The sequence below is a fragment of the Myxococcaceae bacterium JPH2 genome (genome assembly GCA_016458225.1).
Taxonomy (GTDB): Bacteria; Myxococcota; Myxococcia; order Myxococcales; family Myxococcaceae; genus Citreicoccus.
The window spans coordinates 1-13,141 of sequence record JAEMGR010000055.1; the positions used below are offsets into that span (position 1 = coordinate 1).

General features: G+C 69.5%; 11 protein-coding genes and 1 tRNA gene. 6 read left to right on the forward strand and 6 right to left on the reverse strand.

Annotation, left to right across the window (positions count from 1 at the left end):
• Nucleotides 1-516 precede the first annotated feature (516 nt).
• Nucleotides 517-615: transfer RNA gene (locus JGU66_35735), tRNA-Sec, on the reverse strand.
• A gap of 173 nt (nt 616-788) precedes the next feature.
• Here JGU66_35735 and JGU66_35740 point away from each other — a divergent pair.
• On the forward strand, nt 789-3,146 hold the full coding sequence (locus JGU66_35740) for a DUF3857 domain-containing protein (GenBank protein ID MBJ6766136.1): 2,358 nt from the start codon (nt 789-791) through the stop codon (nt 3,144-3,146).
• Between the two features lie 15 nt (nt 3,147-3,161).
• Here the strand turns inward: JGU66_35740 and JGU66_35745 are convergent, their stop codons facing one another.
• Together JGU66_35745 and JGU66_35750 are read right to left on the reverse strand one after the other, a co-directional pair.
• Nucleotides 3,162-3,464, reverse strand: a complete 303-nt coding sequence (locus JGU66_35745; GenBank protein MBJ6766137.1) for a hypothetical protein — start codon at nt 3,462-3,464, stop codon at nt 3,162-3,164.
• A gap of 28 nt (nt 3,465-3,492) precedes the next feature.
• Nucleotides 3,493-4,569: a metallopeptidase family protein gene (locus JGU66_35750; protein ID MBJ6766138.1), complete on the reverse strand. Its 1,077-nt coding sequence runs from the start codon at nt 4,567-4,569 to the stop codon at nt 3,493-3,495.
• Between the two features lie 93 nt (nt 4,570-4,662).
• Between JGU66_35750 and JGU66_35755 the strand changes: the two genes are divergently transcribed.
• Together JGU66_35755 and groL are read left to right on the forward strand one after the other, a co-directional pair.
• On the forward strand, nt 4,663-5,019 hold the full coding sequence (locus JGU66_35755) for a response regulator (GenBank protein MBJ6766139.1): 357 nt from the start codon (nt 4,663-4,665) through the stop codon (nt 5,017-5,019).
• 157 nt (nt 5,020-5,176) lie between these two features.
• Nucleotides 5,177-6,823, forward strand: a complete 1,647-nt coding sequence (gene groL, locus JGU66_35760; GenBank protein MBJ6766140.1) for a chaperonin GroEL — start codon at nt 5,177-5,179, stop codon at nt 6,821-6,823.
• A gap of 72 nt (nt 6,824-6,895) precedes the next feature.
• On the opposite strand, the gene sinM is transcribed toward groL, so the two are convergent.
• Nucleotides 6,896-8,035: a signal integration modulator SinM gene (sinM, locus tag JGU66_35765; protein ID MBJ6766141.1), complete on the reverse strand. Its 1,140-nt coding sequence runs from the start codon at nt 8,033-8,035 to the stop codon at nt 6,896-6,898.
• Entirely contained in the window at nt 8,032-9,546 is a 1,515-nt protein-coding gene (sinK, locus tag JGU66_35770) for a hybrid histidine protein kinase/response regulator SinK (protein ID MBJ6766142.1), read from the reverse strand. The genes sinM and sinK overlap by 4 nt, the downstream gene beginning before the upstream one ends.
• Nucleotides 9,547-9,706: 160 nt before the next feature.
• On the opposite strand from sinK, the gene JGU66_35775 reads away from it, so the two are divergent.
• Complete coding sequence (locus JGU66_35775; GenBank protein MBJ6766143.1) at nt 9,707-10,093, forward strand: demethoxyubiquinone hydroxylase family protein; 387 nt, start codon at nt 9,707-9,709, stop codon at nt 10,091-10,093.
• Nucleotides 10,094-10,096: 3 nt separating this feature from the next.
• Here JGU66_35775 and JGU66_35780 read toward each other — a convergent pair whose 3' ends face one another.
• The gene (locus tag JGU66_35780; protein MBJ6766144.1) at nt 10,097-11,467 is read right to left on the reverse strand and encodes a diguanylate cyclase; all 1,371 of its coding nucleotides are present in this window, start codon (nt 11,465-11,467) and stop codon (nt 10,097-10,099) included.
• Between the two features lie 53 nt (nt 11,468-11,520).
• Between JGU66_35780 and JGU66_35785 the strand changes: the two genes are divergently transcribed.
• Nucleotides 11,521-12,336, forward strand: coding sequence for a chemotaxis protein CheW (locus JGU66_35785; GenBank protein MBJ6766145.1), 816 nt, complete (start codon nt 11,521-11,523; stop codon nt 12,334-12,336).
• Between the two features lie 116 nt (nt 12,337-12,452).
• Nucleotides 12,453-13,141: response regulator (locus JGU66_35790; protein ID MBJ6766146.1), on the forward strand; the 689-nt coding region annotated here is incomplete at its 3' end.

Consider the following 13,141-nt stretch of genomic DNA (forward strand, 5'->3'; position numbering starts at 1 on the left):
CCCGGACATCACGCTCCACCAGCGTCACCTTGTCGAAGTGGGCCGCGAGCACCCGCGCGCTCGGGAGCCCCGCCATGCTGCTGCCGATGACCACGGCGCTTCCGAATCTGCGTCCAGGGGTTTCCAAGTCCCAAGCCTCCAAGGCGTCATGTCGTGGCGCTGCGGGTCGGAGGGGTCCGCCTTCCCCAGAGCCGCTCGCCCCCGCCGAGGAGAGTGCACATCACCGGTCTGGCATGCCCTCTCGAACCCGGGGCTCGAAAGCTTCACCGCCACCCCGGAGGAGTCCAAGGCGACGGTGCTGGAGGGACTGGACAGGCTGGAGCGGGAGAGCCAGGGAGCCCCGTCGTTGACCTGCCTTGGCTCTTTGGGCCAATGGCGACGAGTGGCGCGCTGTTCGGGATGGATTGGGGGACTGCTTCGCCTGGGGGTGTTGGTCCCGCGCCTTGGTCCTTAGTGCAAGAGTGGAGACGTCCTGCAGTCCGGTGTGTGTAGTGGGATTGCCCCCGAAGCCAAATGTGGCGGTAGAGCATGAGAATCGAACTCACCAGAGACTGCTCTCACAGCCTCTCATCGGTTTTGAAGACCGAGCCGGCCACCAGGTCCGGAGGCTCTACCGCTTTCAATTCTAGGGGACCCCAGCCTTGAAGTCCCCTGAAGACCTGTGGACCTCTGGAGATTCTCGGGGAGTGGGGCCTCGGTGGGCTCGGAGTGGCGTTGCATCCCTCATTCGCGCGGGCCCATGATGCGCGGCTTCTATTTCGCGCTCGCCGCGCTGTCGCTCCCTCTGCTTGAACTCCTCCGCCTCCACCCTGGTCTTCTCCGTCGCGCTCTGTCTGCTCTCGAGCGTCGCACCCGCGAAGTCTCCTGAGCGCCCATTCCACGTGGGGCCTGCCGCGAGCTGGGTCTCCGCGCTCCCGCTCCCCGCGGACGCAAGTGCGCCCAGCAGTGCCACGGATTCCGCGGGGACCCTCGATGTCCTCTGGGAGCAGCAGGAGCGGGTGGTGGGCCCGTCCGTGCAACGCTATGTGCACCGCGCGACGCGGATCCTCGCGCAGGGCGGCGTCAGTGATGCCACGGACCTTCGCATCTCGTTCGATCCCGCCTACCAGGCGCTGACCCTGCATGGCATCTGGCGCATCCGCGACGGGAAGCGTGAGGACATCCTCCGCACCGCGGACGTGAAGGTGCTTCAACAGGAAGAGGACCTCGACTCGCGGCTCTACAACGGGGACCTCTCCGTCATCCCGCTCCTGCGCGACGTCCGCGTGGGGGACACCCTCGAGTACGCCTACACCTTCGAGGGCTCCAATCCCGTCTTCGAGGGCCGATTCCAATCCGCGGTTCCGCTGGCGCGCTACACCCCCGTGCTCCACTGGCGGTACCTGCTGCTCTGGCCCGAGCAGCGGCCCCTCGCCATCCGCACCCACGGCACCTCCGAGACCCAGCTCACGGAGTCCCGCGCCAACGGCATCCGGACGCTCGTCTGGGAGCGGCACCAGGTCCCCGGTGTGGTGGCGGAGGACCACGTCCCCTCGGGCGTCCCGATGTTCCCCTGGCTCCAGTTGAGCGAGTTCGCCTCCTGGCAGGAGGTGGCCCGCTGGGCCTCCGTGCTCTTCACCGTGCCCTCGAAGTCGAAGGCGCTCGACGAGGAGATTCAACGCCTGTCGCGTGAGCCCACCGAGGAGGCGCGCTTCCTCGCCGCGCTCCACTTCGTCCAGGACGAGGTCCGCTATCTTGGCATCGAGCTGGGCCCGAACTCGCACCAGCCTCACGCGCCCGATGACGTCCTCGCGCAGCGCTTCGGGGACTGCAAGGACAAGTCCCTGTTGCTCGTCACCTTGCTGCGAGGTCTGGGCATCGAGGCGAAGGCCGCCCTGGTGAACACCGACGTGCAGCGCTACCTCGATGACTGGCAGGCCTCGGCGTATGCCTTCAACCATGCCATCGTGCGCGCGCGTCTCGGTGACCGCGACTACTGGGTCGATCCCACCCAGCCACAGGAGCGGTGGAACCTCGCCTCGTATCAGCCCCCCGAGTATGCGCGGGCCCTCATCGTGGCTCCCGAGACGACCGGTCTGGTCGAGATTCCTCAGCCCAAGCTGGAGGAGCCCAGCACGTTCGTGGAGGAGACCTACCGCGCCACCGACCGTCAAGGTGGGGCCGAGCTGCGCATCACCCGGACGCGAAAGGGAGCGGATGCGGCGCGCATGCGGCAGGTCCTGGCGACCCTGTCGCTGGCCGAGCTGTCCCGCAGTTCCCTCAACTTCTACGCGAAGCGGCACGCGAACCTGCGGCTCGGCTCTCCGCTCGCCGTCGAGGATGAGCCCGGCCGCGATGTCTTCATCACGCGCGAGCACTACCTCATTGACGACTTCTGGTCGGACGCGGGCAGCCACGAGTTCGGCGGCTCGCTCGTGTCATCCCAACTCTGGGAGCCGACCATCACCCAGCGGACCCACCCGCTGGAGATCTCCCATCCCGTGCATGTGCACCACCGCATCATCGTGGAGGCGCCGCACGTCCTCGCCATTTCCTCGGAGCACTCGGCGGTGGAGGGGCCGGCCTTCCGCGTCGACTTTGGCGTCGAGGCGAACGGCCCTCGGCTCACGCTGGACTACGAGTACCGCAGCCTGAGCGCTGTCGTGGAGCCCGCGAAGCTCAAGGAGCACCTGGACGCGGTGCGCAGCGTGGAGAACCAGACGGGCTACACGGTCTCTCTGGGCGATGAGATGACTTACAGGCCGCCTCGGCGCGGCGCGGAGCCGGTTCGCTTCGGTTGGGCCGGCGTCATCGCGGCGCTCGTGTTCTCAGGGACCGTCTGGTTCTTCATCAACCGTTCCCCCGTTCGGCTGTGGCGCGACTTCCGCTCGTACTGGCGGCGCCGCGCCTTCGCTCGCAAGTTCACGGCCTCGGCGGGAGAGAACGCGCAGGCGCCGCTCCGCGTCTCGAGCGCAGCGCAGATCCGCGAGCACATGACGACCGTGCGCTGCGCCTGCGGCAAGAGCGGCGCGGGAAACTCCCCGGACCTGCGCTTCGAGGTCATCTCGCTCGGAGAGCGGAGCCTCGTCCTGGCGCAGTGGCACTGCGCTCAGTGCAAGCGTGAGCGCCGCGTGTACTTCGAGGACACCTCCGAGCGCGCCGCCTGAGCACGCGCCCCGGCGTCAGCGACAGATGCCGGGGCAGTCCGCGCCGCCCGATGCCGGGTTGCACGAGTCGGTGGGATCATCCACGCACTTCGCGTTGTCCGTGCGGCCCGGGCATCCGCCCAGGAATCCGCCGCAGCACTGCACATAGTCGCCGGGGACGTCGCAGGGCCTGTCGAAGCTCTGACAGCCACCGCCGGCGCTGGGCCGCGCGAACACCGTCACGCGGTCGCACGTCACGTTGCCGCCTTCTCCGTCGAACGTGCACGACGACAGCCAGGCCACGGCCGCCACCAGGACGCCTCTCGCCAGTCCGTTCATGCCCGCATGAGGGCAGGGGAGGGGGCAGCTAGTCCAGCCCTCGCTCCCACAGGTCGTCCTCGTCCAGGCCCATGAGGTGACCCACCTCGTGCATGACGGTGATGCCAATCTGCTCGAGCAGCTCGGCCCGCGTGCGCGCGAACCGCTCCAGGTTCTTCTGGTACAGCACGATGGAGGCCGGGTACGGATCAAACCCGCCCATCACCGTGTTGCGCTCGCCCACGGGCGTTCCTCGGAACACGCCGAGGATGCTCGGCGACAGCGGCGGGTGCTGCGCCAGCAGGTCCTCGTCCGAGGGCAGGTCCTCCACGGCCAGCGTCACGTGATCCAGGTACTGCTTCACCTGGGCGGGCAGCGCCTTCACCGCGTCCTCCACCGCGCGATCGAACGCCTCTTCCTCCAGCGCCACGGGCGGGGGGAACTCCTCGGGGGCGAGCGTCTGGGCCCGCTGGAAGCGCTTCTTCGCCTCCTTCGCGTCGCCCCGGCGCTCGGCCATCAGCCCCAGGTAGTGCTGGGCCCACGGCTCGTCCGGCATCTCCTTCAGGACCCGCTCGAAGGCCTCCTGGGCATGGGGGAAGCGGCAAGACTCGAAGAGCGCGATGCCGCGCTCCAACTGCGCGTCCACCGAGCGCGGCATGTGCCCGAGCGCCGCGTCCAGGCTCGCCAGGGCCCGCTCGCACTCTCCGAGCTGGTTGAGCCCCATCCCCTCGAGGAGGAGGAACTCGTAGAGCAGCTCCACGTCATCGGCCTTCTGGGCCAGCTTCCGTCCGCGAGCACACAGCGTGAGCCCTTCCTCCAGGGCCTCGCGATCGTCGCCCACCCGGCACACCATGCAGTCCGCCGCGCTCAGCAGGATTTCCAGGTCGTCCGGGGCCGCACGCAGGGCTTGCCCGTAGGCGCGGCCGGCGTCCTCCAGGCGACCCAACTCCACGAGGCTGGCGGCTCGGTAGTGGAGGGCCTCGGGGAGGTCCGGCTCCTGGGCCAGGAGTGCCTCGGCCCCGAGCAGCGCCTGGGCGAAGTCTCCGTCCTCGAAGGCGTCCGCCACGCCCTCCAGGCGGGCCCCCGCGTCCACCGCCCCCCCTCGCTTCGCTGTGCGCTTCACCATGCGACGAGGAGCTAAGAAGCCGTGCTGCGCGTTGTCAACGCCGGCAGCGGCTGTTACGTTGCGCGCCGGCTGTGTCCCCCCGCCGCTCGTCCCGTGAACATCCTTGTCGTCGATGACGATCTCGAGCTGTGCACCGTGCTCTCGCGCTATCTGGAGACGCACGGGTACACAGTCTACTCGGCGGCCGATGCGCTGCAGGCACTCGATATCCTCGAGCGCCACTCCGTGGGCCTGGTCATCACCGACTACCTGATGCCCCACCTGGACGGCATCCACTTCACGGAGATGCTGAAGGCGGACCCGCGCTTCCAGCCCGTGCCTGTCCTCCTGATGACGGCCAGCACCGACACCGACATCACGGACCGGGGCCTGCGCAAGGGCGTGGCGATGACCCTCCAGAAGCCGTTGGATTTGGGTCAGCTGCTCAACCTCGTGCGCTTCGCCGAGTAGCCCCCCAGGACCGCCGTTCCAGGCGTCCACCGGGTTACACCCGCGCCCCTTTCCGTTGACAACCTTGGTTGGGCCCTTATGTTGGCGCTCGCCATGGCCGAGTGCTAACGGCCATCGTCGTCAATACGAATTCCCCTAATTATTCCAGGAGGTTGCGATGGCAGCGAAGGAGATCTTCTTCCACCAGTCCGCCCGTGAGGCCATCCTGCGTGGCGTTCGCGTTCTGTCGGACGCGGTCGCGGTGACGCTGGGGCCCAAGGGCCGGAACGTGGTCATCGAGAAGAGCTTTGGTTCGCCCACGATCACCAAGGACGGTGTGACGGTCGCCAAGGAGATCGACCTCGAGAACAAGTTCGAGAACATGGGCGCGCAGATGGTGAAGGAAGTCGCGTCCAAGACCTCGGACAAGGCCGGCGACGGCACCACCACCGCGACGGTGCTGGCGCGCGCCATCTACGAGGAGGGCTTGAAGCTGGTGGCCGCGGGCCACAACCCCATGGACCTCAAGCGCGGCATCGACAAGGCCGTCGAGGTCGTGGTGGCGGAGCTGAAGAAGCTGTCCAAGCCCACGTCCGACAAGAAGGCCATCACCCAGGTGGGGACCATCTCCGCCAACGGGGATGAGACCATCGGTCTGACCATCGCGGACGCGATGGAGAAGGTGGGCAAGGAGGGCGTCATCACCGTCGAGGAGGCCAAGGGCCTGGAGACGACGCTCGACGTGGTGGAGGGCATGCAGTTCGACCGCGGGTACGTGTCTCCGTACTTCGTGACGAACCGCGAGCGCATGGAGGTGGTGCTCGAGGATCCGTACCTGCTCATCAGCGAGAAGAAGGTCTCGTCGATGCAGGACATGATCCCCGTCCTCGAGGCGGTGGCTCGCTCTGGCAAGCCGCTGCTCATCATCGCCGAGGACGTGGAGGGCGAGGCCCTGGCCACCCTGGTGGTGAACAAGATCCGCGGCGTGCTGAACGTGGCCGCGGTGAAGGCGCCGGGCTTCGGTGATCGCCGCAAGGCCATGCTGGAGGACCTGGCGGTCCTGACCGGCGGCACGGTGGTCAGCGAGGAGCTGGGCCACAAGTACGAGAACCTGACCCTCAACGACCTGGGCCGGGCCAAGCGCATCACCATCGACAAGGACAACACCACCATCGTCGACGGTGCGGGCCAGAAGGCCGCCATCGAGGGCCGCATCAAGCTCATCCGCTCGCAGATCGAGCAGACCACGAGCGACTACGACCGCGAGAAGCTCCAGGAGCGGATGGCGAAGCTCGTGGGCGGCGTGGCCGTCATCAACGTGGGCGCGGCCACCGAGACGGAGATGAAGGAGAAGAAGGCCCGCGTGGAGGACGCGCTCCACGCGACCCGCGCGGCCGTCGAGGAGGGCATCGTCCCCGGCGGTGGCGTGGCCTACCTGCGCAGCCTCAAGGCGCTGGACAACCTCAAGCTGGGTGGCGAGCAGGCGTTCGGCGTGGAGATCATCCGCCGCGCGCTGACCGAGCCCTTGCGCAAGATCGCCAGCAACGCGGGCGTCGAGGGCGCCGTGGTCATCAACAAGGTCATCGACGGCCAGGGTGCGTTCGGCTTCAACGCCCGCACCGAGGTCTACGAGGACCTGGAGAAGGCCGGCGTCATCGACCCGACGAAGGTGTCCCGCACCGCGCTGCAGAACGCCGCGTCCGTGGCGTCCCTGCTGCTGACCACCGAGGCGATGATCGCCGACCGCCCCAAGAAGAAGGCCAAGGGCGGCGGAGCCGGGGCCGGCGGCATGCCGGACTACGGCGGCGACGACATGGACTACTGAGCCAGTCCAACCGTCCCTGACGTTCGCGGCCCCGGGCTCCTTCCTCGCGGAAGGGCTCGGGGCCGTGTCATGTCAGGGGACGCGTCCCACGGCGCCGCCCGTGCCCGCCTCTTGGGACGTGTAGTAGAGCCGCGAGCCGTCCACGAGCAGTCCACCCGGGCCGGTGCCGGACGGGCCCACGGGCTCGGAGCCGCCGGTCGCGCAGGCATGCACGCGGCGCAGGAAGTCCGGCGACCCCGCGCTCGAGTCCTTGAAGTAGAGCGCCCCCTCCACCTCCACCGGGAACATGGGGCCTTGCAGGCCGCTGGCGAGCAGCTCCGTCTTGCCGCCGGACAGGGCCCACCGCTTCAGGGTGCCGGTGCCACCACCGCCCTCGGTGATGAGCAGGTGCGTGGGCGTGAGCCCCAAAGGAGACACCTCCAGCGAGGTCCCCGCGATGAAGCTGGCGTCCACCCGCGTGGCGGCGGCGCTGCCATCGAGCGGGACGCGGTAGAGCCCTTGCTCCGCGTTGGGGTTCGTCCCCGCGGCGACGAGGAACCACACGTCGGTGCCCACCAGCCGCGCGCCGCGAACCTGCGAGCCCGCGCCACCATCGAAGAGGACCTGTCGCGTCTGGCCGTCGCGGTCCAGGCGCACGAGCAGGCGGCTCGTGGTGGCTACGACGATGACCTCGCGCCCCTGGAGCGTGGTGAGGAGCAGGTCCGTGCCGCCCAGCGTGGCGCCGATGCTCGTCCCCAGCCGCGCGTCGATGGGCAGGTCGCTCTTCTGGCCCGAGGCCTTGTGCACGCGCCACAGGCCCATCGCATCCAGCACGTAGACATACGTCGCATCCACCGCGATGGCGTCCGGGACGCTGAAGCCCTGCGCGAACACGGTGGGCGCGCCGCCTGCCTTGGAGGCACGCAGCACCACGCCGTCGCTCTTGGTCGGGTTCAGCGAGTGCGTCTCGGAGATGAACAGGTCCGTCGCGTCCTGCGCGAGCCGGCGCGGTGTGTTGAGACCCTGCGCCACGAAGGTGGGCTGCACCAGCGAAGCCGCCACGCAGCCCGCGTCGGGAACCTCCGAGCCACCGTCGACCTTGGTGGAGCCCCCGTCATCGTCCGTCCCCGCGTCGCGGGGGACGCTCGCGTCCGGTCCGTCTCCCTCCGGCGGAGGCTTGCTGTTGGAGCAGGCACCACACAGAAGCAAGGCGGACAGGAGCGCGAACCTCATGGGACCTCCTTCTTGAAGGCTCGGCTCAACTCGCGACTCAGCGCCGAGGTGTCGGACAAGAGCTTTGGAAGGCACGCGGCCGCCCCGGCGCGCAGCGACTCCAGCGCCGTCTCCATGGTGAGGTGCTCGGCCAGCACGACGAAGGGCGCGCCTTGGCCGAGCGCGCGCGCCAGCTCCAGGGCCTTGCGTCCGTAGGCCGGCGCGAAGTCCCAGCTCACCACCACGCCCACGGGCGGCTCCAGCGGCGTCACGTCGGAGGTCGGCACCACGCGCGCTTCCAGGCCCACCAGCGCCAGCGCCTCGGTGAGCTGTCTTGCCATGGCGGGGTTGTCCTCCAGCACGTCCACGCGGCGCACCGCGCCCACCGGCGCGCTCGGCGCGGCGGGCGGCGCTGTGAGGGCCGAGCGCAACAGCGAGCGCACCTGCCGGATGTCATCGAAGGGCTTGAGCAGGTAGTCCACCACGCCCAGCTCCAGCGCCTGCTGCGTCGTCACGAGCGACGGGTAGCCCGTCATCAGGATGACCCGCGAGCCCGAGTGCAGCCGCCGCGCTTGCTGCGCCAGCTCCAGGCCAGAGAGTCCGGGCAGGTTCTTGTCCGTGACGATGAGGTCCACGGGCGCCTGGCGCAGCAGATCCAGGGCCTCCTCGCCGCTGGCCGCCTCGATGACCTCGCACTCCTTGCTCATGAGGTCGCGGAACACGAGCCGGATGATGGTCTCGTCGTCCACCACCAGGAGTCGGCGGCGCGGCGCGGGCGGCGCGTCCACGGGCGGGAAGAGCACGCGGAACACCGTGGCGGGAGGGGGCACGTCGCGCAGCAGGCTCGGTGAGGCGAGGCCAATCTGCGCGCGGTGCTCCTGCGCGATGCGGCGGCACACGGCCAGCCCCAGTCCGGTGCCCCGTTTGTTGGCGGTGACGTACGGCTCGAAGATGCGCTCGCGCAGCTCCTCCGGGACGCCCGGGCCCCAGTCCGCCACGTACAGCACCGGCGACGCGCCTTCGCGCGTGAGGACCACCTTCACCCGTCCACGGCCCGCCATGGCGTCGCGTGCGTTGTTGAGCAGGTTGAGTGTCAACTGCTCCACCAAGCGCGCGTTTCCCTGGAGCGTGATGTCCTCGGGCGCCTCGACTTCGAGTGAGATGCGGGCCGAGTCCGGGTTGACGCTGAACACCTTCGCCGCCGCCCAGATGGGGGCCGCCAGGGACAGGAGCTGCTGGGGCGCGGGCCGTTCACTGGCGAGCCGCGTGAAGTCGGAGACGATCTGCTCCATGCGCTCGACCTGCGCGAGCAGGAGCCGGAGCGGTCCGCTGGGGGCACCTTCCTCGGCGAGCAGCTGCGCGTATGCCTTGACGCCCAGCAGGGGCTGGCGCAGCTCGTGGAGGACCTCCGCCGCCAGCTGTGTCGTCTGCGCGCCCGCGCGCTGGAGTGCCGTGGCCGCCGCCCGTGCCGCGGGCAGGTCTCCCGCCTCCACGGCCTGGAGCAGTTGAGCGAGCGAGGCGGGTGTCTCCATGGACCCGAGCATGACGGAGGCCGTGGCTCCGGTGCAACGCGAGCCGGTGGGAATCCGTTGACCCGTGCCCATGGCACGCGGATGCTTTCCGGGTTTGGACGCCGAGCGCCGCCTTCGGGCGCGGGCGGCTCCGCATCGATGGCCCCGGGAGGCCCCCTTCATGCCGCAGACGAACCCCTTCCACTCGCTGACGCCGCGCAAGCTGACGGACTCGGAGCTGGCTCGCTCCATCCGACTCAACATCGAGGCGGAGCTGGACGCCATCAACCTCTACGCGGCGCATCTGGATGCCACGGACAACCCGGAGGCCAAGGCCATTCTCCAGCACGTGATGGACGAGGAGCGCGAGCACGCGGCGCTCTTCTGGCAGCTCATCGCGCGGTTGGACCCGGCCCAGGCGCAGCATGATCGCGAGGCCTCGGCCAAGTATCAGCTCATCACGACCGGTGCGTCGCACGAGGCCGTGGAAGCCGTGGGGGAGGGTGGCGCTTCCGCCGAGGAGTCCAACTTCCCCAAGCGCTTCACGGTGGGCAACCTGCGCCCGTAGACGTCAGCCGGTGGCGCCCTGGCGACGCTCGACGGGCGTCGCCTCCAGGTCCTGCGCCGCGATGTAGACGACGTTTCGCGAGCCCCGCTTGCCCCGGTACATCGCGCGATCCGACAGGTCCAACAGCATGGCCTTGTCTCGCGCGTGCTCGGGGAAGCTGGCCACGCCGATGCACGTGGTGAGCTTCAACGCCAGGCCTTCGCGCGCGAGGAACTGGTGGGTCTCCATGGTGCGTCGGATGCGCTCGGCGACCTTCAGCGCGCCGCCGGAGTCCGTGCCGCGCAGGAGCACGACGTACTCGTCACCACCATAGCGAGCCACCACGTCGTGGTCGCGCACGCAGCCCTTCACCACCCGCGCCGCCTCCACCAACAGCTTGGAGCCCACGAGGTGGCCGTGCGTGTCGTTGATGCTCTTGAAGCGGTCCAGGTCGAGGAACAGCAGGCTGAAGGGCCGCTGCATCTGGAGCGAGTCGTGCGCCTCGCGATCCAACACCAGATGCAGATAGCGGGTGTTGAAGAGGCGGGTGAGGTCGTCGACGTAGGCCAGGTCCTCCACCGCGGCGAAGCGCCCCAGGTTGCGCAGGGCCAGGGCCCAGTTGCGCGTGAGGTAGCTGGCGGACTCGGCGAGGTTGTCGGGCGGCTCGCGGTGGAAGAAGAGCACCGCGTGGCCCATCACCACGTCCGCCTCCAGGGCGGGGAAGGCGAAGACGCGCGACGCGGGCGCATCCATCCCTGTGAGCTCGCCAGCGGTGCGCGAGCCATTGAGCCGCTCCGCCAACGCGGGGGCGAGCGCCTCCTGCGCGTCCGAGGACAGGCCGCGCGCGCCGTGGATCCGAAAGCCGCTCGGGCTGTCGCGCTCCAGCAGCAACACGGCGGTGGCCTCGGTCATCGTCTCCAGCGCGCCGATGGTCACCTGGGCCAGCCGCTCGCGATCCAACGTGGTGGCGATGCGCTGCCCTGCCTCCAGGAGCGCCACGTGCCGGCGCAGCGAGGCGTTCTCACGCATCAGCTCGCGCGTGGTGAGCGCCCGGTGCACGGCGTGTTGGAGTGCCTCCGGCGCCACGGGCTTGACGAGGTACTCCACCGCGCCGCTCTGGATGGCGCGCACGGCGGGGTCCACCTTGTCGAGGCCGGTGATGACGACCACCTCGACGCCCGGGTAGCGCTCGCGCACGTGGCGGAGCACCTCCATGCCGTCTCCTCCGAGGAGGATGAGGTCGGTCACCACCGCGTCGTAGCGCTCAGCGGCGAGCGCGGCTTTCGCCTCGGCCACGGAGGCCACGGCGGTGACGGTGTGCTGCGCGGCCGTGAGGTAGTCGCCGTACAGCGTCCGGGCGATCTTTTCGTCGTCGACGAGGAGGATGCGCGCCATGGCGAGCCCTGGGCTTACCACCAAGCCGCGCAACGCTGCTAGGGTCCGGGGTCGTGTTGCCCTTTGAAAGCGGTCGCCGACTCTGCCTCCTCGTGGAGGCGGGTGAGACGCGCTACGCGGTGGAAGCCACGTCCGTCATGGAGGTCGCGATTCCCGGGGGCCCGGGCGCGAACCTGCGAGGCGTGCTGGAGGTCAAGGACCTGTCGGCTCTGCTGGGTGGACCGCTCGAGGAGTCGCCCGGCATGGTCGTCGTGCTGGACGTGAGCCCCACGCTCGCGGTGCGCGTGCGCTCGGTCGTCGAGGTGGCCGATGTCGCGCGCGATCCGTTCTTCTTGTTGCCCCCGGGGCTGGCGGACTCCCTGGCACCGCTGAGTCGTGGCGCGGTGATGCACAAGGAGCGGCTGTATCTGGAGCTGATCTGCGAGGCGCTGCCGCACCGCGTGGGGCCTCGCGCCGCGCCCGCACCGCCGCGCCCCGTGCATTGGTCCGAGGCCCCGCCCGACCGCTCGCTGGTGCTCGAATCGCAGGGCCAGCTTTTTGGCGTCCCGCTGAACGTGGTGTCCCAGGTGGTGCCGCGCGGGGACTCGTTCAGCGTGCTGCCCGTGCAAAGTGGTCCCGTGGCGGGTATCTACCCCCATGCCCAGGTGCTCTGGCCCATCTGCTCGATTCCCGCTTTGCTGGGGGCTCCCGCATTACCGGAGGCCTTCTTCGTGCTGACGGAGCTGGGCGGGAGGAGCGTCGGACTGACGGCCTCCCGGGTCCACGGCGTGTTGCAGCGCTTCACTCCCGCCGAGGCGCATGGGAGTTTCACCGCGCCCGGGTTGTCCGAGCCGGTGATGTTCCTGGACCTGCAGCACATGTTTTCTTGATCGGCTTGGAGCGCGAATTCTAAGCTGCTCCGATTGACACCGGGCCGCCAGGCAGGCGGACTGGGTCTGAAATCTCAACGAATTCAGGGGGTAAGCCACCCCCGAGGCCCGAACCGATGCCCAAGAATCTGCTGGTCGCCGACGACTCGCTCACCATCCGGAAGGTGATCGGGATGATCTTCGCGACCGAGGACTTCCAGGTGACCGCGGTGGACAATGGGCTGGACGCCATCTCGCGCACCCGCGAGCTGCGGCCGGACGTGGTGCTCGCCGACGTGATGATGCCGGGCAAGAGCGGCTACGAGGTCTGCGAAGCGCTCAAGAACGATCCCGCCACGCAAGCCATCCCGGTCGTGCTGCTGGCCGGCACCTTCGAGGCCTTCGACGAAGGCCGCGCCCGCGCCGCCAAGGCCGATGACCACATCACCAAGCCCTTCGAGAGCCAGGTGCTGCTCGACAAGGTGAAGGCGCTGGTCGGCCAGAAGTCCAACACCATCCCCGCTTCCGCCGCCACGCGCGTGATTCCGCCGTCCGCCACGCCCGTCGCCGCTCCGCCGGCCGCGGCCCCTGCCGCCGCGCCCGTCGCCGCGCCCCGTCCGGGTGTTCCGCAGGCGCCGGGCGCACGTCCCGCGGGCCCTGGAATGCCGCCGGGCGCGATGCCTCCGGGTGCGCGTCCCGCGGGCCCTGGAATGCCGCCGGGCGCGATGCCTCCGGGCGCGCGTCCTCCGGGGCCGGGAATGCCGCCGGGCGCGATGCCTCCGGGCGCGCGTCCTCCGGGGCCGGGAATGCCGCCGGGCGCGATGCC